The 19,107-nt window shown below is 61.2% G+C and carries 14 protein-coding genes and 1 pseudogene; 9 read left to right on the top strand and 6 right to left on the bottom strand.

Annotated elements, in window-relative coordinates:
* Positions 1 to 9: 9 nt before the first annotated feature.
* From LJX93_RS26305 to LJX93_RS26290, 4 genes are all read right to left on the bottom strand, one after another.
* Positions 10 to 1,272, bottom strand: coding sequence for an OprD family porin (locus LJX93_RS26305; RefSeq protein ID WP_095063928.1), 1,263 nt, complete (start codon positions 1,270 to 1,272; stop codon positions 10 to 12).
* A 102-nt stretch (positions 1,273 to 1,374) separates the two neighbouring features.
* The gene (locus LJX93_RS26300) at positions 1,375 to 2,286 is read right to left on the bottom strand and encodes a LysR substrate-binding domain-containing protein (RefSeq protein WP_033702243.1); all 912 of its coding nucleotides are present in this window, start codon (positions 2,284 to 2,286) and stop codon (positions 1,375 to 1,377) included.
* Between the two features lie 193 nt (positions 2,287 to 2,479).
* Positions 2,480 to 4,267, bottom strand: coding sequence for a monovalent cation:proton antiporter-2 (CPA2) family protein (locus LJX93_RS26295; RefSeq protein ID WP_033702242.1), 1,788 nt, complete (start codon positions 4,265 to 4,267; stop codon positions 2,480 to 2,482).
* Positions 4,268 to 4,414: 147 nt separating this feature from the next.
* On the bottom strand, positions 4,415 to 5,389 hold the full coding sequence (locus LJX93_RS26290) for a GlxA family transcriptional regulator (RefSeq protein ID WP_033702240.1): 975 nt from the start codon (positions 5,387 to 5,389) through the stop codon (positions 4,415 to 4,417).
* A gap of 179 nt (positions 5,390 to 5,568) precedes the next feature.
* Between LJX93_RS26290 and LJX93_RS26285 the strand changes: the two genes are divergently transcribed.
* Together LJX93_RS26285 and ycaC are read left to right on the top strand one after the other, a co-directional pair.
* Positions 5,569 to 5,949: a helix-turn-helix domain-containing protein gene (locus LJX93_RS26285; RefSeq protein WP_052040632.1), complete on the top strand. Its 381-nt coding sequence runs from the start codon at positions 5,569 to 5,571 to the stop codon at positions 5,947 to 5,949.
* 81 nt (positions 5,950 to 6,030) lie between these two features.
* Positions 6,031 to 6,657 carry an isochorismate family cysteine hydrolase YcaC gene (ycaC, locus tag LJX93_RS26280; RefSeq protein WP_033702238.1) on the top strand — a complete coding sequence of 209 codons (627 nt, stop codon included), beginning with the start codon at positions 6,031 to 6,033 and terminating at the stop codon, positions 6,655 to 6,657.
* Between the two features lie 80 nt (positions 6,658 to 6,737).
* On the opposite strand, the gene LJX93_RS26275 is transcribed toward ycaC, so the two are convergent.
* Positions 6,738 to 11,840, bottom strand: a complete 5,103-nt coding sequence (locus tag LJX93_RS26275; RefSeq protein WP_227696594.1) for an ATP-binding sensor histidine kinase — start codon at positions 11,838 to 11,840, stop codon at positions 6,738 to 6,740.
* A gap of 245 nt (positions 11,841 to 12,085) precedes the next feature.
* Here LJX93_RS26275 and LJX93_RS26270 point away from each other — a divergent pair, with 245 nt between their 5' ends.
* Together LJX93_RS26270 and LJX93_RS26265 are read left to right on the top strand one after the other, a co-directional pair.
* Positions 12,086 to 13,078 carry a response regulator gene (locus tag LJX93_RS26270; RefSeq protein ID WP_033702234.1) on the top strand — a complete coding sequence of 331 codons (993 nt, stop codon included), beginning with the start codon at positions 12,086 to 12,088 and terminating at the stop codon, positions 13,076 to 13,078.
* Entirely contained in the window at positions 13,075 to 13,461 is a 387-nt protein-coding gene (locus tag LJX93_RS26265; protein WP_077068701.1) for a response regulator transcription factor, read from the top strand. The genes LJX93_RS26270 and LJX93_RS26265 overlap by 4 nt, the downstream gene beginning before the upstream one ends.
* Before the next feature lie 55 nt (positions 13,462 to 13,516).
* On the opposite strand, the pseudogene LJX93_RS26260 reads toward LJX93_RS26265, so the two are convergent.
* A pseudogene (locus tag LJX93_RS26260) lies at positions 13,517 to 14,164 on the bottom strand (ATP-binding protein); the annotation flags it as partial.
* Between the two features lie 57 nt (positions 14,165 to 14,221).
* Here LJX93_RS26260 and LJX93_RS26255 point away from each other — a divergent pair.
* From LJX93_RS26255 to LJX93_RS26235, 5 genes are read left to right on the top strand one after another with little or no spacing between them, the layout of a single operon-like run.
* Positions 14,222 to 14,887 (top strand): TnsA endonuclease N-terminal domain-containing protein, encoded by a 666-nt coding sequence (locus LJX93_RS26255; RefSeq protein WP_227696592.1) that lies wholly within the window; start codon positions 14,222 to 14,224, stop codon positions 14,885 to 14,887.
* Positions 14,884 to 16,758, top strand: a complete 1,875-nt coding sequence (locus tag LJX93_RS26250) for a Mu transposase C-terminal domain-containing protein (RefSeq protein WP_227696591.1) — start codon at positions 14,884 to 14,886, stop codon at positions 16,756 to 16,758. The genes LJX93_RS26255 and LJX93_RS26250 overlap by 4 nt, the downstream gene beginning before the upstream one ends.
* A gap of 3 nt (positions 16,759 to 16,761) precedes the next feature.
* The gene (locus LJX93_RS26245; protein WP_227696590.1) at positions 16,762 to 17,652 is read left to right on the top strand and encodes a TniB family NTP-binding protein; all 891 of its coding nucleotides are present in this window, start codon (positions 16,762 to 16,764) and stop codon (positions 17,650 to 17,652) included.
* A gap of 3 nt (positions 17,653 to 17,655) precedes the next feature.
* On the top strand, positions 17,656 to 18,876 hold the full coding sequence (locus tag LJX93_RS27580) for a TniQ family protein (RefSeq protein WP_227696589.1): 1,221 nt from the start codon (positions 17,656 to 17,658) through the stop codon (positions 18,874 to 18,876).
* Complete coding sequence (locus LJX93_RS26235) at positions 18,876 to 19,088, top strand: AbrB/MazE/SpoVT family DNA-binding domain-containing protein (protein WP_227696588.1); 213 nt, start codon at positions 18,876 to 18,878, stop codon at positions 19,086 to 19,088. The genes LJX93_RS27580 and LJX93_RS26235 overlap by 1 nt, the downstream gene beginning before the upstream one ends.
* Positions 19,089 to 19,107 lie beyond the last annotated feature (19 nt).

Below are 19,107 nucleotides of genomic sequence, written 5' to 3'. Positions count from 1 at the left end.
CGGCTCAGTTCAGAAGCTGCCTTTGAGTGGGTATTCGATGATCAGGTAGAGGCGGTCGATATCGTCGCCCGCCTGGGCTTGGTTGGCGCGATGGGTGACGTGGGAAAGCGCCAGGCTGAGGTCTTTGGCGACGCCGGACTGCACCACATACCTGAGGTCGATATCGCGTTCCCAGTGGCGCCCGCCCTGGCCCTGTTGCGCCGCGTAGGCGCCGCTTGCCGGGGCATGCGTGCCGTCGACCCCGCGGCCACTGACGTAGCGGCCCATCAGGCTCAGGCCGGGCATGCCAAGGGTGGCGAAGTCGAGGTCATAGCGCAGCTGCCATGAGCGCTCGCCCGGGCCGTTGAAGTCGGCGTACTTGATCGAGTTGGCCAGGTAGATCGAGTCGCCAGCGACGAAGTCGAAGGGGGTGTCGCCTTCGACCTTCTGGTAGGCGAGGGTCAGGGCCTGGGCACCGAAGCTGTACTTGCCCGCCAAGCTGAAGGCAAGGGTGTCGATGGCGCCGGCGCTGGCGTTGCCGGTATTACGGCTCTTGTAGAGGTTGCCGTCCAGGCGCCAACTGCCTTCGGCCAGGTTGAGATTGAGGTAGGCCTGGCGCCAGGTGTCTTGCAGTTGGCTGGCGTACAGCGCGCCGCCGAACGGGCCATCGGCTGCGAACGTGGCGCCGGCCAGGCTGATGGCGCGGCCATGGGTGGTGGCGCCGTAGCCTGTAAAATCGTCGTGGGTCGAGCTGTTGTCCTGGTTGTTGAACGCGGTAAAGCGTCCGGCCTCCAGGCGCCAGCCGGGCAGGGCGGTGTTCTCCAGCAACCAGCCGGTGGCGTATTCGGGGTGCAGGCGTTTGTCGCCGGTATCGAACACGGGTGTCTCGACGGTCATCTCGCCATAGCGCAGCAGGGTATTGCCCAGGCGCAGCTTGATGGCGGCGCCGGCGCTGGAATAGTCGGACTCGGCACGGCCATCGCTGTCACGCGGCAGCAGCCCGGTACCGGCATGGCCGCGGCCACCGTCGAGCTTGAGGCCGAGAAAGCCATGGGCATCGATGCCGACACCCACAGTGCCTTCGGTGAACCCCGAGCGGATTTCACCGATGAAGCCTTGCGCCCATTCCTGACGGTAGTTCTGGCCGCTGCCGGAAGGCGAGCGGAAGTCGCTGTGCAGGAAGTAGTTGCGGCTGAGCAGCGACCAGCCGGGTTCTTCTGCCTGGCTGAGCGCGGGGCAGAGGGCGAGGGTGGCGAGCAGGGCGCGGCCGGGGCCGTGAGTGGCGCGGATCATGGGGGCTCCGGGATGGATGATCCAGGACTGTGGAGCAAGCGCAGGCGAGGGTCTTGTAAAGGTGTGCTTTCGCGGGTAAACCCGCGAAAGGGCAGTACAGATTCAGGCCATGTCGCTGATGGCGAACTCCTCGGCCAGGTGATCGATCAGCGACCGCACCGACGGCAGCAAGCCGCGTCGCGACGGGAAGATCGCATGCACGATGCCGCAGCGCGGGTGCCAGCCCGGCAACAGCTCCACCAGCCGGCCCTCGGCCAGGTCCTCGCGCACGGCTACCCGGGGCAGGTGCGCAATGCCCACACCGGCCACCACGAAATGGCGCAAGGCAAACAGGTCGTCGGTGACCATGCGCGGTGTGTGCGGGATCACGATGCTGTGGCTTTGGTCTTCCCCTTGGAACAGCTCCCACTGGTACTCACGTTGGGCGCTGCCCCAGTGCACGCTGGGCAGCTGGCCGAGCATCTGCGGGTCGAAGCCCTTGGGCAGTTGCTCCCGGTATTGCGGCTGGCCGACCAGGCACTGGGTACTGTTGCTCAGCACCTTCATCACCATGTCGGTGTTTTCCAGCGGCGGAAAGCGCACGCGCAGCGCCACGTCGAAGCCTTCATGCAGCAGGTCGACGCGGCGGTTGGTACTTTCGATGAACAGCTCTACCTGCGGGTACTTGAGCATGTAGCGCGTCAGCATCGGCCCGACCCAGGAGTTGAGCAGGGTGGTCGGGCAGCTGATGCGCACCAGCCCGCGCGGCTCGCTGCGGTTGCGTTCGATGATCTCCGCCGCGCCCTCGGCCTCCACGCGCATGGCCAGGCAACGGTTGTAGTAGGCCTGGCCGATTTCGGTCAGCGAGCAATGCCGGCTGGTGCGGTGCAGCAGGCGTACGCCAAGACGCTCTTCAAGGTCTGCGATACGCCGGCTGAGCTTGGACTTGGGCATGTCCAGCGCGCGACCTGCCGGGGCGAAACCGCCGTGCTCCACTACCTGGGTGAAGTAGTAGAGGGAGTTGAGGTCTTCCAATGATCGTTCTCCGGGTGGAACGGTAAGGGCAGTTTCGCAGTTTAACGGTTTAATCTGTGGGGCTGGTTAATGGCTTCTAGGCGCCTGTCGATAGGCGTTCAAGGCCTATGAAGTCGAGCGCCGCCCGCGCGGCGCTCGATCTCTATGGCGACAAATCACCTAACGGCGAGCGCTCCAAGCCTCAATCCACAACTCAATCCGCATCCGAATCAAACAACCGCTCCAGTTCCACCCGCGCTTCCTTGGCTGTCTGCATCACCTTGGCCCGGTCATCACGCACCTGCCCTTGGGCTACCAGCACTTCTTCGTCGTGTTGGGTAAACCGGGCGATGCGATCCGCCGCTTGTTCATCACTCAACCCTAACCCCACCAGCGCACGGCGGGTCATCTCCAGGCTCGAATAGAACGTCTCGCGAATCGGCTCGGCGCCTACATCGATCAGCTTGTGCACATGCTGGCGGTTACGCGCGCGGGCCAGCACTTTCAGGTGCGGGTACAGGCGCTTGACCCGCTCCGCCGTGCGGGTGGTGACTTCCGGGTCGTCGGTGGTGATGACGAAGTACTCGGCCTCGCCCACCTTGGCCGCATGCAACACCTCGGCGCGCAAGGGGTCGCCGTAGAACACTGGAGCCTGCTCGAACATGCGGGTCATCTCGATGGCGTCCACCGAAGTTTCCAGGGCGATGAAGGGGATCTTCTGGGCGCGCAGGATGCGCGAGACGATCTGCCCCATGCGGCCCATGCCGACGATGACCACACGCGGGGCGTCGGTCTGGATCTGCTTGTACTGCTCCGGCACTTCACGCTGCGGCTGCGGGCGCTTGAGGGCGCGGGCGCAGCCGAGCATCAGCAGGGGGGTGAGGGCCATCGACAGGGTGATGGTCATCATCAGCAGGTCGTAGGTCTGGGTGTCGAACAAGCCCTGGTCCTTGCCCAGCTTGAACACCACGAAGGCGAACTCGCCACCCGCCGCCAGCACCATCCCCAGGCGCAGGGCGCTGGCGCTGTTGAGGCCGCCGGCCAGTCGGCCGACCACGATCAGCAAGGTCAGCTTGACCGCGATCAGCAGCAGGGTCAGGCCCAACAGCACCAGCGGCATTTCCAGCAGCAGGCTCAGGTTGGCGCCCATGCCGACACTGATGAAGAACAGCCCCAGCAGCAGCCCCTTGAACGGTTCGATCTGCGACTCCAGCTCGTGGCGGTACTCCGAGTCGGCCAGCAACAGGCCGGCGAGGAAGGCGCCCAGGGCCATGGAAATGCCGGCCTCTTCCATCAGCCAGGCGGTACCGATCACCACCAGCAGCGCGGTGGCGGTGGAAACCTCCGGCAGGCCGGTACGGGCGACGATGCGAAACACCGGGCGCAGCAGGTAACGGCCGCCGACGATGACCACGGCGATACTGGCGAATACCTTTAGTGCATGTTCGAGGCTGTCACCGTGACTGGTATCCGGACCGCTGGCGGCCAGCAGCGGGACCAGGGCGATCAGCGGGATGGCCGCGATGTCCTGAAACAGCAGAATGGCGAACGCGAGGCGACCGTGCGGCGCGTTCAGCTGCTTGCTTTCGGCCAGGCTCTGCAGGCCGAGGGCGGTCGATGACAGCGCCAGGCCCAGGCCCAGTACCAGGGCCGCCGGCAATGACTGGGCAAAGCCAAACAGGGCGATGGCGCCGATCACCGCACCGGTCAGCAACACCTGCGCAGCCCCCACGCCGAACACTGACTTGCGCATCAGCCACAAGCGTTTGGGTGACAGCTCCAGGCCGATGATGAACAGCAGCAGAACAACGCCCAGTTCAGAAATGTGCGCGACGCTCTCGGTATCGCGGATCAGCCCCAGCGCCTGCGGGCCGATGGCCACGCCAGCCAGCAGGTAGCCGATCACCGCGCCCAGTTGCAGGCGCTTGGCCAAGGGGACGGCAAGGACGGCGGCGAAGAGGAAGATCACCGCGGTTTGCAGAAGGCTGCCTTCGTGTGGCATTGGCTCGAACTCCATGAGCTGCCGGGGCAGCGTTAGAACAGTGTGGCGGACAATTCTGGAGGTGGAGGGGGTGTTAGACAATCTGGCTGGAAGGAGAAACATTGTCTCGCCAGGCGGGACAGTGATGATCCTCCACACGTGTATCTGTCAGCCGCCACCAAACTGCGCCCGGTACTGCGCTGGTGTCATGCCGATGCGCTCGCAAAACACCTTGCGCATATGCCGATCACTGCCAAACCCACACTGTGCTGCCACCACCTTCAACGGCAGGTCGCTGCCCTCGAGCACTTTGCGTGCCTGATCGATACGCGCATTCTGCAGGTACTGCAGCGGGGTGATGCCGACCTCGCGCTGGAAGGTCCGGGCAAAATTGCGGCTGCTCATCGCCACCAGGTCGGCCATCTTGCGCACGGTAAACGGCTGGTCGATATGGTCGACGATATAGGCCTGCACCCGCGCGGTCGGCGAGTCGTCGCGCGGCACGGCCGCCAGCAACGGCCCGTAAGGTGTCTGCCCGCCCTGGCGATGGCGCGCGACCAGCAGCACTTTGGCCACTTCCAGCGCCAGTGCCTTGCCATGGTCTTCGGCAACTACGGCCAGGGCCAGGTCGATACCTGCCGTGATCCCGCCCGAGGTGATCAGGCAGCGGTCGATCACATAGATCTGTTCGGTTTCGACTTTCGCCTCAGGGAAGGCCCGCGCCAGCCGCTCGACGTAGTTCCAGTGGGTGGTACAGCGATAACCGCCAAGCAGCCCCGCCCGGCCCAGCAAGAACACGCCAGTGCAGATCGCGCCGAAACGCTTGGCCCCACGCACGGCCTGCGTCAGCCAGTGCTCGAGCCCCGGCAGCGCAACGTCGTAGGCGCCTGGGCCTCCGGGTACCAGCAACAGGTCGACGGCTTCCGGCAGCGCCTCAAGGCGCAGGTCAGCGATGACCCTCAGCCCGCATGAGCCGCGCACCACCCCATCGCCGTCGGCCAACGTGATCAGCCGGTATCGCCGCTCGGCGGGCAAGAAGCGGTTGGCAATGGCAAAGGCATCCATGGGGCCGGTGACATCCAGCAACAGCACATCATTGAACAGCACCATCGCCACGGTGCGGTGAGCGCGATTTTCCTGCATACCACTTTCGCCTTTAGTACGGGCCGCCGCTGGCGGCGTGAAGCTGAACAGGCGCGCATCTTAAGGTATCGGTATAGCGGCCAGGGCCAGCAATGCACAATTAAGAACTATTCAGGTTTGGCTCAGGACTTTGTCATGTCCTCGGGGCGAGACTTTCCTCATTGAACAGGAGAGTCGCCATGAGCCCTCTGACGATCTGCAGTACCTCACAGGCGCCGGGCGCGCTGACCCCTGCACGCCTGCGCCAGGCCAAGGAACTGATGCTGCACAGCCCCTTGTCGATCATCGAGATCGCTGGCCTGTGCAACCTCACCCGCAGCCACTTTTCTCGCGCGTTCAAGGTCAACACCGGCTTGTCGCCCCAGGCCTGGCGCCTGCTGGCGCGCATGGAGAAGGCCAAGCGGTTGCTGGTCACCGAGGTGCCGATCACCCATGTCAGCCTCGAATGTGGTTTCTGCGACCAGTCACATTTCACCCGGGCGTTCAGCCGCCTGGTCGGCCAGCCGCCCAAGGCATGGCGGCGGACCAGCCAGAACGCCGCGTCCGGCGCTCATTCTTAAACCATGTTTATCCGTTGGTATACCACCTCCGGATAGTACCGCCCCCGTTTTCCAAGCCCAAATCATCCAAGGAGAAACCCCATGAGCCAACCCGATTACAAGCGCCTGAACAAAGACGACGCCGTGGTGCTGCTGGTCGATCACCAGACCGGCCTGATCTCGCTGGTACAGGACTTCTCACCCAACGAGTTCAAGAACAACGTACTGGCCCTGGGCGACCTGGCCAAGTTCTTCGGCCTGCCGACCATCCTCACCACCAGCTTCGAGCAAGGCCCGAACGGCCCACTGGTACCCGAGCTGAAAGAGATGTTCCCGGACGCGCCGTACATTGCCCGCCCAGGCCAGATCAACGCATGGGACAACGAAGACTTCGTCAAGGCGATCAAGGCGACAGGCCGCAAGCAACTGATCATCGCCGGTGTGGTGACTGACGTGTGCGTGGCATTCCCGACCTTGTCGGCGCTGGCCGAAGGCTTTGAAGTGTTCGTGGTCACCGACGCGTCCGGTACCTTCAACGAGACCGTACAGCAGGCTGCGTGGGTGCGTATGACCCAGGCAGGCGCGCAGATGATGAACTGGTTCTCGGTGGCCTGTGAGCTGCACCGCGACTGGCGCAACGATATCGAAGGGCTGGGTAATCTGCTGTCCCAGCGAATCCCCAACTACCGCAACCTGATGAACAGTTATGCGGTGTTGAGCGCGCGTTGATGTAAGCCTGCTCGGGCCTCTTCGCGGCGGTGCGGCGATCCGACTTACCCGCGAAAAGGCCGCACCAGGCTACACAGGCTTCAATCGCCTGCCCGAACCGGCACAGTTACCCGAATCCTGCACCCGCCCAGCTCTGACGCCTGCGCCTGCAGCTGCCCGCCATGGGCCTGAATCACCGAGCTGCATATCGCCAGCCCCATTCCCAGCCCACCGCTCTTGGTGGTGTAGAAGGCGCCAAACACGCGTTCCAGTTCCTCTGGCGCAATGCCCGGCCCATTGTCGTCGACACAGATCTCCACCTCGTCCTCGACAACGGCACAGGTGATCCGCAATACGCCGTCGTTGCGAAACCCCGCCAGTGCTTCCAGAGCGTTAGTGAGCAAGTTGTAGATCAACTGCTGCAACTGTACCGGGTCAGCCATCATGCTCGTCGCCGCTTGCAACCGGGTTTGCACGTTCACGCCGCATTTCAAGGCCTCCGAGGACGTCAGGCGCACCACTTCCAGGATCAGCGCATCAAGCTTCACCGCCTTGCACTGCATCGGCGACTGTTTGGCCAGCGAACGCAGCGCGCGAACGATGTTGGCCGCGCGCTCGCTGTCTCTGCGGATATCCTCCAGGCCATCGATGGCTTCCTGCAGGTCGGGCTGGTCGCGTTTCAGCCAGCGAAGGCTGGCCGAGGCATTGGCGGCGATACCCAGCAGCGGCTGGCTGATCTCGTGGGCGATAGAGGCCGACAACTCGTTCATCACCTGCAGGTGCGCACTGCGCGCAAGCTCTGCCCGTGAGCGACGCAGCTCGGCTTCCATCTGCGCACGGCTTTGATTGTCTTCGGCCAGGCGGGTATAGAACTTGGCGGTTTGCAGCGACACTGCAGCCTGCGAAGCGAGGATCTCGAGCATGGCCAGGCGCTGCTTGCCAAACAAATTGGGCACCAGGCGGTTTTCCAGGTAGACCAGGCCGATAAGCACGCCTTGCAGCAGCAGCGGAAGGCACAGCACCGAGCGGGCGTTGCGCGCGTGCAGTTCCTGGCGGAAGGCTTCCGGGCAGTCGCACTGGGCATCGTTGAGCACCAGTGGCTTCTTGGTGCGCAGGGTGGCGTTGATGATCGACAGCGGGGCCTGGGTCATGAACTTCTGGCAGTTGTCCATGCGCACTTGTAAACCGGCGTCGTCGATGTAGGCCAGCGCAGCCATCTGGAACTCGGCGCCGCTGACGATCAGCAAGGCGCCGTGATCGGCACCGGAGTGCTGGGTCAGGTGCCCCATCAGGGTTTCGATCAGGCCCTCCAGCAGCACTTCTTCGGACAATGCGCGCGCGGCCTCGAGGCCGACTTCCAAGTCCAGCCGGGCCTGGCTGGCAGAGCGGTAGGTCTCCTGCACGGGCTGAGTGCGCAGGAAGGGGTGCAGGGTTTCGAGCTGGCGTACCTTGCCCGTGGCGCCCCAGATGTGGAAGCAGTCGCGGGCTATACGCAGGTGCAGGTTGGCACCGGAGATCAACCCGCTGGGGATGCACACTTCGGCCAGTTGCTCGTGGGCGAGGGCCTGCTCATGGATGAACCCGGCGGCCGTAGCTGCGATCTGGGCCTGGTCGAAGCAGCGGATGGCGGATAGGCCGTCACCGCTGAGCTTGGCAATCACACCCTCGATCAGCAGCAGCTTGCTGCGGAAGGTGACCGGGTTGAAGCCCGACCATGCCGCGAAGCGTTCGCGCAGTTCGTGCAGTGCGGCCAATTTGCCCATCGCGGTGCCGGGGGCCTCTGGGCTGCCCAGGGTCAGGCCGCAGAACAGGTGGTAGTCGGCCAGGTTGATGTGGGCGGGGGCGGCCCAGGCATGGCTGCCGGCGCTGGCGAGTTGGCGTACAGCCTGTTTGATGTCGCCCAGGTAGAAGGCCGACATGCCAGTGAAGAGGTGCTTGAAGAACAATGTTGTGCAGGATTTTATGGCGTGTACGGTGGCGTCGGCAGGCGCTTCGCACGCCGACCGCGAGGCAAGGCCGCTCCTGCCGCCGCTGCCGATCATGGCGGCGACGAATGCCTGCTGGGCCAGGAGGATATGTTCGACATCGCTGTAGCCGTAGCCGCGAACGGTGAGCAAACCTTGCGCCACTTCGCCGCCGACTTCCTGCAAATGGTGGCCCATGAACAGCGAGTCGGAAACCAGGTGATTGCGGGCATAGCAGGCCATCGCCAGGTCGCCGCTCAGGCGCGTCGAGTCGAGCGCCTCCAGTGCCGTGCGTCGGGCGTACTCCATGGGGGCGGTCCAGGCGCTGACCTGGTCCAGGGCAAGCAGGGCGCTGGTCAGGTCCGCCTCGAAAGCGTGCCGTTCGATCAGCTTGAGCGCCGCCAGGCAGTAGGCATGGCCATCGTGGTAGGCGCCAAAGCGTTCGGCAGCCATCACACCGAACCAGGCCAGACCATAGGTGCTGCCAGGGGCCACGCCGTGCAGCAACGACAGCTCCATGATCTTGGCAAGGTGCAGAAAACAGATATCGTCCTTGACGAAAAACGATGACGACAGCGTCGCCAGCAACGCGATCGCCACGGCCACTTCTTCCGAGTCGGTTTTGGGCAGCGACTCTAGGCAGTGCTGACCCTTGTCTTCGATCAGGGCATGCACGCGGCCATAGGCGGCCTCGACCAGATCGGGGTTGGAACCCTGTACCAGCGTGACGCCCAGCAGCTCAAGGCCACTGATGGCGCAGGCGATGGCCGTCGGGTAATCCGAGCGCAGGGTATGTAAGCGGGCCTCAAGCTTGCAGACACGCGCCTTGTCCAAAGCCGATTGCGCACGCAGGTGGCATTCGCGGATGCGGGCTTCGGCCTGCGGCATCCGCGACAATTGCATGTCGCACTCCGCCGCCAGGCAGGCGATGGCAAGCGCATGGGTTGCCTGGGTGCCAGGTGCAGCGCTCAGGCGCAACAGTTCGTCGGCGGCATGCAGGTAGCCGGCCGTCTGCTCGTAGGCGGCGCTGTCACGCGCCCTCAGCGCAGCTTCTTGCAGTAGCAGCACAAACACCTCGCAGTCGCAGGCCTCGAATGCTCGCGGGCTGGCCCGTTGTACCTGGTTGGCGATCTCGAACACGGCCTCGTGCAGCGTCGCCTGCCAGGCTTCGCGCATGGCGTGGGCAATGTGCGCATGCAAGGCCGGCCGCTCTCGTGAGGGCGTGAGTGCGTAGGCGGCTTGCAGTACGCGATCATGGGAAAACCTCAGGCCCTTTTGCCCCGGCAGCAGGAAACCTGCGGCAATCAAGGCTTTGAGCTGTTCGGCCAGGTGCGTGGCGGGCAGTGGCAGCATGCTGCGCAGCAGTGGCTCATCGCATCGGCCACCCGCCGCGCTGGCCACGCGCAGCACATCGCGCTGGGCCGAGGGCAGGCGCGCCAGGCGATGGACCATCAGGTCGGCGACGTTGTCGGCATAGCGGTGTTGCGCCACCGCCGACAGTGACCAGGACCAGCGCATGGTCTGGGTGTCGAAGGTGAACAAGCGGTCCTCGACCATCGCCCCGAGGATCTGGTGAATGAAGAACGGGTTGCCAGCGGTCTTGGCGTGCACCAGCTCGGCGAGTTGCAGCGCGGCCTCAGGTGCGGCGTGGTAGCGTTCGCCGATCATCTCCATCACCGCGCCGACAGTAAGGGGGCGAAGGTCGAGCGTGGTGCTGCGGATGGACACAGGGGGCACACAGGGCTTGCTGTCGGGTGCTGCGTCGCTGCGCCGGGCGAAAATCAGCAGCAGGTTGCCGGGGGCTTGCTCAAGCAGTTCGTCCAGCAGGTGCTGCGTGGCGTCGTCGGCCCATTGCATGTCATCGAAAAACAGTGCCAATGGGCGCCCGGGGCGGCTGAACACCTGCAGGAACTCGACCACGGCGCGCAGTTCTTTTTGCAGTGCCAGCCGCGTGGGTTTGTCGGGGAGCTCGGCCGTGGGGCCGATCACCAGCTTGAGGTCCGGGGCCAACTTGCCGAGCAGCCGGCCACGGCCTTTGATGCGCCGCAGAATTTCACGGCGTAGCAGCTCCAGGTCATCACTGTTCTTGGCCAGCAGTTGGGTGGTCAGTGACCCGAGGATTTCGATCCAGGGCCCGTAGGGCACCGCTCGCTCCAGGCTGTTGCACGTGCCGCTGGCCCAGTATCCCTCGGCGCTGCCCTTGAGTGCCGCCTGAACCAGGCTCGACTTGCCCATGCCCGTGGCGCCTTTGATGAACAGGGCCTGGGATGTGCTGTCCCGGCGCAGTGCCTTGAGCAGCAGGGTGATGACCTTCTGCTCGGCAGAGCGGCCATAGAGGCGGTCGTGGCTGGGGGAAAGGGGGTCGGCGCTGCCGGGTTGGAAATCTGCGATGGCCTGGCCCGCACGCCACTGCCGCTGACAATGGCCAAGGTCGACCGCCAGCGCGCGGGCAGTCTGGTAGCGGGCATCGGGCTCTTTGGCCAGGGCCTTGGCGAGGATGCGGCTGAGCGGCTGCGGTACCCGGTTGTCGACGTCGATGGCCGCCCGCGGTTGAACGCCGGCATGCAGCTGGCGCCAGTGCGGTTTGTCGCGCCCGGCCAGCGGCAGCTCGCCCAGCAACAGCTGGTACAGGATGGCGCCGAGCGCATAGATATCGCTGCGTTGATCGCAGCTGGAGCCGTGTGGGCAGATCTGTTCCGGTGCCAGGTAGCTCCAGGTGCCGAGGGGGGTGCCTGGTTCGCTGATCAACGCCGGCACATCGGCGCAGAAACAGCCAAGCCTGACCCGATGCGCGTGTTGCACGCAGATGTGCGCGGGCTGCAAGGCACCGTGCAGAACATTGCTTTCGTGTGCCAGCGCCAGTGCCGAGGCGGCGTTGACGGCGATGTCGAGGAAGCTGGGGAGCGCTGCGGGGCCTTGGGCAATCAGGTCGGCGACCGAGCGGCCCGCCGGATAGACCAGCAGCGGCCCTTCGGCCGAACGCAGATAGGCCGAGGGGATCACCGCCCACTGTGGGTCGAGGCGCAGACGATAAGCGCGCTCCAGGTGCTGGCAGGCAGCAGGCGACTCAAGGGGCGCGCGTACGGCGAGCCACGACTGACCTGTGCCGGGGTCACGCAGGCGGAAGTAGGTCAGATCACCTTCCTGCCCCAGGCGCGTGATGTCGCACCGGTTCAACCAGCCCTCGTCGATCGACGGGTCATAATCGATGGGCCTGCAAGCGAGGCGTTCATCGAGCATCAAGCACCCCCTGCTAACGACATCCAAGGGCGCGAGTATACGCAGCGAGCACCGTGCGCATGCCCGGGCCAGACGGCTTGGCAGGAACGGGAACCATCTTGACCGTTATCGCCCCCTCGGCTGCGGCGGGTGCTTGTATAGTCCAAGGGCCGACCTATCCCTCGGGATAATTGTATGAATGTGGACGGTGGCCTAGATTGCATGGGGCTGCGCAACCGCCCGGACCCGTGAGATTCGAGACGACCATGATCCGATTTGGCAATGCCCAGGTGTCGCTGGAGCGACGAGAAGCGTTTCTCGACGGCAAGCCGATTACGTTGGGCGGGCGCGCCTTCGAAGTGCTGGCGACGCTGATTCGCGCCAAAGGCCGGGTGGTCGGCAAGGACGAGCTGTTCAGCCAGGTCTGGGCCGGCACCGTGGTCGAGGACAACAACCTGCAGGTGCAGATCTCTTTGTTGCGCAAGGCGTTTGGCGACCGCGGCCTGATCCAGACCGTGCCTCGCCGGGGCTATCGGCTGGCGGCTGAAGTCGCGCTCGACCTACCGGCGAAGGACATTGGGCGCGCGTTGCGACCTGTCGACCTCGATACCGCTGACGCAGCGGGTGACTGCTCGGCCGTGCCCGTGCTGGTGGTAGATGACGACCCTTCGGTGCTCAATGCCCTGGGCCGGCTGTTGCGCTCGCACGGCATTTTGCATCGGCTGTACGCCTCGGCTGAGGCGCTGCTTGAAGCCGATTCGCACGTGCCCTGTGCCTGCTTGTTGCTGGACATGAACCTGCCTGAGGCCAGTGGGCTGGAGCTGCAGGCGATATTACGTCGGCTCGACCTGCCATGGCCGGTCGTGTTCATGACCGGCCACGGCACCATCCCCATGACTGTTCAGGCCATGCGTGCAGGTGCGGTGGAGTTTCTGACCAAGCCTTTTGATGAAGCGCAGTTGCTGGCATTGCTGACGGCACTGCGTGCCCGCGCGCTGGCGGCCGGGCGCACGTGGCGGCATGCTCGGCAGGTTCGGGAAAAGTACGGGCGGCTCACGCAACGCGAGCGCCAGGTGTTCGCGCTGGTGGTCAGCGGGTTGTCGCACAAACAGATTGCCAAGGAGATCGGCACCAGCGAGGTGACGACCAAGGTGCACAAGAAGAACATCATGAACAAGTTGCAGTCCCGCTCGCTGGTCGAACTGGTGGCCATGCACAACGTGCTAGAGGCGCGTGTCGAGGGCCAGGGCGCCGCATGAAGCCACAGGGGGCAAACGACAGGGTGTGGGTGTGCATCGTCGATGACGATGCGTCTGTACGTAAAAGCCTGGCCAACCTGCTGCGGGCGACAGGCTTTGGCGCACTGCTGTTCGGGTCGGGCGAAGAGTTTCTGGCCTCGACGCTGGCGCGTGACGCCGGGTGCGCGTTGCTCGATCTGAGGATGCCCGGGCTGACTGGGCTGGAAGTGCTGCGGGAGCTGGCACACTTGGGCTGGCGTTTGCCGGTGATCTGCATGTCGGCGCATTGGGATGATACGACGCTAGAAGCGTCGCTGCGCCAGGGGGCGGTCGCCTACCTGGCCAAACCGTTTTCCGAAGAGGCGTTGCTGGCGGCGGTACAGGCCGCAATGACCGACCTGTAGGAGCGGCCTTGCGTCGCGATGGGCCGCAAAGCGGCCCCCAAAACCCAAGCCCGTGTCAGCTACCAGGCCGATACTGCAACGCCTCGCCCAGATGCCCTCGGGCAATCGACGCCACGCCCTCCAGGTCCGCCAGCGTGCGCGCCACTTTCAGCAGCCGATGGGCAGCGCGCAATGACAAGTTCAATCGCTCGCAGGCAGTCTCCAGCCAAGCCTGGTCGGCCGCCTCCAGCAGGCAATGGCTGCGCAAACCGTTGAGGTCGAGAAACGCATTGGCGCACCCTTGCCGACGTTGCTGCAGGTCGCGCGCCTCGGCCACCCGCTCGGCGACCGCAGCGCTGGTGTCGCCGCTGGGTTGGTTGTTCAGCGTGGTGGTTTCGCGCGCCACGGTCAGGTGCAGGTCAATGCGGTCCAGCAGCGGCCCCGACAGCTTGTTGCGATAACGCTGGACCTGGTCGGTGCTGCAGCGGCAGCGGCCGCTCGGGTCGCCGAGGTAGCCGCAAGGGCAGGGGTTCATCGCCGCCACCAGCTGAAAACGCGCCGGGAAGCGCACTTTGTCCCGCGCCCTGGCAATCACGATCTCGCCGGACTCGAGCGGTTCGCGCAGTACCTCCAGCACGCGCCGCTCGAATTCCGGCAACTCATCGAGAAACAGCACACCATGATGAGCCAGGGTGATTTCGCCCGGCTGTGGCCGGCTGCTGCCGCTGTAAAACACATCGTAAAATGAGAAAATACGGCTAGCTTCTAGAGATCAATGAGAATGAAGAAAGCTCTGCCCACTTTGCCGGTCCGTAGCATCGGCGTTAGCGGCCGTAGCGTCACAGGCATCGTACCGCTTATGGGTCGGTTCGAATCGACTCTTGAGCGCGACCTAATGGAGCTTGTCCGCTTCGATCGCCGCGTCAGCAGCTTCCTGCCCCAGCCCGTTAAGATCGAATACAAGGGCAATACAGGTGAAGACCGGTCGTACACCCCCGACGGCCTCATCACCTTCCAGGAATCGGCCTTATCACAGGAGCCAATTCTCTATGAGGTCAAATACCGAGCAAATTTTCGCGAGCAATGGCGAAACCTGCTGCCCAAGTTTCGTGCGGCAAAATCGTACTGCGCTCAGCGCGGGTGGCGTTTTGAGGTCTACACGGAGCGGGAAATCCGCACGCCGTATCTGGATAACGTCAAATTTCTGTGGCCATTTCTAAACCGAGAGCCTGGCCCCCTCCAGCGCGCCCAGGTCGTGGGTGTGTTTGAAAGCTGCAGCTTCATCAGTGTGAGCAACCTCCTTGGGATGCTTGCCCCTGATCCCAAACAGCGCGGTGAGCTTATCCCTGTCTTGTGGCACCTGATCGCCAATGGCGTCGTTTGTTGTGACCTGAATATCCCGTTAAGTATGACGAGCGTGCTCTCGATTGGGGAGGAATTGAAATGAAAACCATCAGACCAGGCCAGTTGGTCTACTGGAGAGATTCGGCTTCGATTGTTGTTGAGCTCAAAGGTCTGATCGAGGCGGTAATTCGAAGAATTGAGGATTCCTCGATCGAGGTGGTGCGCTGTGCGGACCTTAAATCCAGTCCCGAAGTCGACTCGGTGAGGGATTCATCTCATTTAACCCAGGATCGCGCGGCTTGGGATGAGACACTTGAGCGGTTTGCAATCATCAAACCGCTGCTGCAGGGGCGTCGAAGTGTGGAGGACGTCAAGAATGCTGCGGAGCGCTCGGGTAAGAGTGTACCCACCATCTATAGGTGGCTAAAGCGATTTGAAAAAACAAATCTTGTATCTTCCCTATCCAAGTCTACTCGCTTCGATAAAGGTCAAGGGCGCTTACCCAAAGAGGTCCAAGACGTCATAGATGAGCAAATAGAGACGTACTATCTTAAAAAAGAACGGCGAAATGTCACTCAGCTGCACACACGTATTAGAGAAGTTTGTAAATCTCGCGGCTTGCCCGAACCGCATCTGAATACTATTTACGGGCGAGTTAGTAATATTGAAAATGGTGTTAAAGTCAAGAGGCGACATGGTTCAAAAGCCTACCGTGATAATATACTTCCCTCGGTGGGTGAGTTTCCAGGTGGCCATTATCCAAACGCGGTTGTACAAATCGATCACACTCCGGTAGATGTAATCATAGTTGATGAACAACACCGCTTACCCATAGGCAGGCCATACCTTACGATAGCCATTGATGTTGCTACAAAGATGGTGACTGGATTTTGTCTGACACTGGATCCGCCCAGCGCGCTTTCGGCAGGTCTGTGTATCGCGCATGCTGTACAAGAAAAATCCAACTGGCTAGCTAAGAGGGATATTCTCGCTGAATGGCCGATTCATGGAAAAATGGCTAAAATCCATGTGGATAATGCAAAAGAATTCCGTGGCACGATGCTGCAACGAGCATGTGCGCTGCATGATATTGTTTTAGAATACAGGCCTAGGCATCAGCCGAACTATGGTCCACATGTAGAGCGGGCTTTCCGGACCTTTATGACTGAATGTCATACGTTGGAAGGGACGACCTTTTCAAACGTCAAAGCCAAGGCCGATTACAACTCGGAACAAAAAGCGTGCTTAACCTTGGATGAGTTGGAGCTTTGGTTCACAATTTTCTTTGTTTACTCTTACCATAATGCTAAGCATTCAGGTAATGGTGGTATTCCTCCTATAAAGAAATTCGCTCAGCTCGTGTATGGATCGGATACACAGCTTGGGGTTGGACTACCAGCTAGGATCGAGGATGAGGAGACTTTCCGCCTGGATTTTACGCCATACCTCGAAAGAACCATACAGCAGACTGGCGCGCTGGTTAACTACATCCATTACTACGCGCCAGTTTTGCGTAAATGGATAAAAGCGATAGATCAGGAAACAAGCAAAGTCAAAAAATTTATCTTTGCATACGATCCTAGAGATATCAGTGTTGTTCACTTCCTAGATCCAGACACAAAAACCTACGTTCCGATCCCATACCTGAATAGTGCTCGGCCAGCGATCAGTTATTGGGAACTCAAGGCCGCGCTGAAGCGTATAAAAAACGATCCTAATAATGAGCCCGATGAGGACAAGATTTTTCACGGGGTAACGTTGATGCGAAAAATTGAGGAAAATGCTATTGAAAGTACGCGGTTAGCCAAGGCTCAACGGACCAGAGAAAAGAGGAGTCTTCGGAATGCTCAAAGGCGCAGACAATCTTTGGGTGTGCATCAGATATCTAAGGCTGATTCCCGCGTCGAAGTTTCGGAGGACTTAGATCCGTTCGACGATGTGATCACGCCGTTTGACGACATAGAGTTGGGGTGATCCATGACAAGCTATCAATATCTACACCCTGAAGCCCTCAAACTCGTTGAGCAGGATGCGGAGGCGCGAAGTCTATGGATTGCCAAACGACGATGGATCGGGTATCCACAAGCTAATGCCATCCTCAAAAAGCTCGACCGTTTGCTCGTACATCCGCGGCAAACACGCATGCCTAACATGCTCGTCGTAGGTAATACTAATAACGGCAAATCAAACTTGGTTGATAAATTCGTAGGGCGCAATTTGCCCGACGAAAATCCGAGTGGTGAGCACATCGTCTGTCCAGTGCTTAAAATAGAAACCCCTCCGAGCCCGACGGAGGCCAGCATCTATTCGGAAATACTTGGGAAGCTTTTTGAGAAGGATCCTGCATCATCTACCAATGCTAAGCGCATGCGGGTTATAAAGATTTTGAGGGAAATTCAACTCAAGGTTCTCGTTATTGATGATCTTCACAACATGCTCGCAGGTACGTCCGTAAGGCAGCAGCAGTCTCTGAATATGTTGAAATACTTGGGTAATGAACTTCAAATATCCATAGTAGGTTGCGGCACTGGTGATCTGCTCCGTGCAGTCAGCATCGATCCGCAGATCCAGAACCGGTTTCCTCCGGAGTTTCTACCCAAGTGGGAAATGAACAAGGAATTCCTGCAGCTCTTGATGTCTTTCGAACGGTTGCTGCCATTGCGGCAGCAGTCGGCGTTGCATGAGCGGCCCTTGGCAGCTAAGGCTTTGGCCATGTGTGAAGGTTACATAGGGGAGCTCTCGCTGTTGCTCAACGCCGCGGCAGAGTACGCAATTGAGTCTGGTGAGGAAAAAATCACAGCGGAGGTAATGAACGAGTGTGGGTATCTCTCACCCAGTGATAGGACGCGAATGGCATCGAGGATCTAGCATATGCTCCCAATCCATCCACAGCCGTTGTCGGATGAGCTTCTGACCTCTTGGATGGTGCGGCTGGCTTTTGCTAATGGTTTTGCGTTGCACACTTTTTACTCCAATCTGCTGGGGTACAGGGCGGCTATCTGGAATCGCGATTCTGATCGCCATCCTCCGTCAGCTCTGTTCGACTGCTTATCCGCCGCGACGGGGCGGCCGGTCGAGGAGCTAAGAGGCTTGACCTTGGGCTGCTACGAGGGATTTATTTTTGAACATTTTTTCGTCAGTGGAGATGTCCCATTTCTGCTCCCCACCGGGCTTTATCATCGCATCCGTCGTAGGGCGGGCATACAGTTCTGTCCCATCTGCCTAAGGCTCGATCCGGCACCGTATTATCGGCGCCACTGGCGTTTAGCACTCTCTACTGTGTGCACAGCGCATGATTGCTTTCTGGAGCAGACGTGCCCCTCTTGTGGGGCGCCGGTAGTCTTCCATCAGCACGGGATAGGTCGCGCGAAACTAATCGCCGGAAGTGCCTTGAGCATCTGTAGCAAATGCGATTTCAGATTAGGCGATACCCAGCCCAGGCTCACGGGCTGCGCAGACAAGGCCGCCGGCCGGATGCTCCTCACCATCACCCGTGCGGTTCAGCTTGGAGAATGGAACGGCTTCTTCCGACGGCTGCCGCTGAGTCTGTCATTTTTTACAGGCCTTCGAGTCCTTCTAGGCTTGCTATGCGGAAGACACGGCGGACGATTGCGCGCCGCGTTGAGCGGGACTATCGGGATAGAAATTGCCCCGGTGGCACATTTAGATTTTGAGTATCAGTCACTGGAGGTGCGATACGCTTTGCTACACGCCGCAGCGGCCCTTTTGGTCCATTGGCCAGCGCTCTTTCATGATACTTGCAGCCGGGCGAAGCTCACTCGCTCACGCCTTACAGACTCATTCTCGACAATGCCGTACTGGTTGCGCATGGAGGTGGACCAATATCTTGATACCCGTCCGTACCTCCCCCCCCTTGAGGAGGTCGCATCTGCAGCTAGCTATCTGCAGGGTGCTGGGATGGCCGTCTCCGGCTCATCTCTCGGTGCTTTGCTAGGCTTGAAGAGGGATTTCGCCCGCAGGGCATTTGTACAGTGGAAAGAATGTCAGCCCGAAGCACCAAGCGCTTGTCCGGGACCACGGGCCCCATGCCATGCTTCCCTCGATCCCTGTAGTTTCCGACAGGAGAAGTGATGATGTCAGTCGTAGGCAGGCCTCAAGTCAATCGTACGACGGTTAAATGCCAAGACCCGAAAGACGGCACCGGTGACCTGATCATCGATATCCCTGACGAAATGCTCCAGGCAGTCGGTGTTGGTGTAGGCGACGAGCTCAGTATTGAAGTGGTCGACGGCGTGATTCGGTTGAGGCCGCTCAGGAGTGCCACTCCAGGGCCAGAAGTGTAACGCGAGGCAACTGCCTCAC

It is taken from the genome of Pseudomonas sp. HN2-3, from assembly GCF_020691745.1.
Lineage (GTDB): Bacteria > Pseudomonadota > Gammaproteobacteria > Pseudomonadales > Pseudomonadaceae > Aquipseudomonas > Aquipseudomonas capeferrum.
This window is presented reverse-complemented; position numbering and strand designations above follow the sequence as displayed.

Bases quoted from the DNA above. Each gene is read 5' to 3' on its own strand.
- LJX93_RS26305 (WP_095063928.1), bottom strand. From the start codon at position 1,272: ATGATCCGCGCCACTCACGGCCCCGGCCGCGCCCTGCTCGCCACCCTC.
- LJX93_RS26295 (WP_033702242.1), bottom strand. From the start codon at position 4,267: ATGCCACACGAAGGCAGCCTTCTGCAAACCGCGGTGATCTTCCTCTTC.
- LJX93_RS26290 (WP_033702240.1), bottom strand. From the start codon at position 5,389: ATGCAGGAAAATCGCGCTCACCGCACCGTGGCGATGGTGCTGTTCAAT.
- LJX93_RS26285 (WP_052040632.1), top strand. From the start codon at position 5,569: ATGAGCCCTCTGACGATCTGCAGTACCTCACAGGCGCCGGGCGCGCTG.
- ycaC (WP_033702238.1), top strand. From the start codon at position 6,031: ATGAGCCAACCCGATTACAAGCGCCTGAACAAAGACGACGCCGTGGTG.
- LJX93_RS26275 (WP_227696594.1), bottom strand. From the start codon at position 11,840: ATGCTCGATGAACGCCTCGCTTGCAGGCCCATCGATTATGACCCGTCG.
- LJX93_RS26270 (WP_033702234.1), top strand. From the start codon at position 12,086: ATGATCCGATTTGGCAATGCCCAGGTGTCGCTGGAGCGACGAGAAGCG.
- LJX93_RS26265 (WP_077068701.1), top strand. From the start codon at position 13,075: ATGAAGCCACAGGGGGCAAACGACAGGGTGTGGGTGTGCATCGTCGAT.
- LJX93_RS26255 (WP_227696592.1), top strand. From the start codon at position 14,222: ATGAAGAAAGCTCTGCCCACTTTGCCGGTCCGTAGCATCGGCGTTAGC.
- LJX93_RS26250 (WP_227696591.1), top strand. From the start codon at position 14,884: ATGAAAACCATCAGACCAGGCCAGTTGGTCTACTGGAGAGATTCGGCT.
- LJX93_RS26245 (WP_227696590.1), top strand. From the start codon at position 16,762: ATGACAAGCTATCAATATCTACACCCTGAAGCCCTCAAACTCGTTGAG.
- LJX93_RS27580 (WP_227696589.1), top strand. From the start codon at position 17,656: ATGCTCCCAATCCATCCACAGCCGTTGTCGGATGAGCTTCTGACCTCT.
- LJX93_RS26235 (WP_227696588.1), top strand. From the start codon at position 18,876: ATGATGTCAGTCGTAGGCAGGCCTCAAGTCAATCGTACGACGGTTAAA.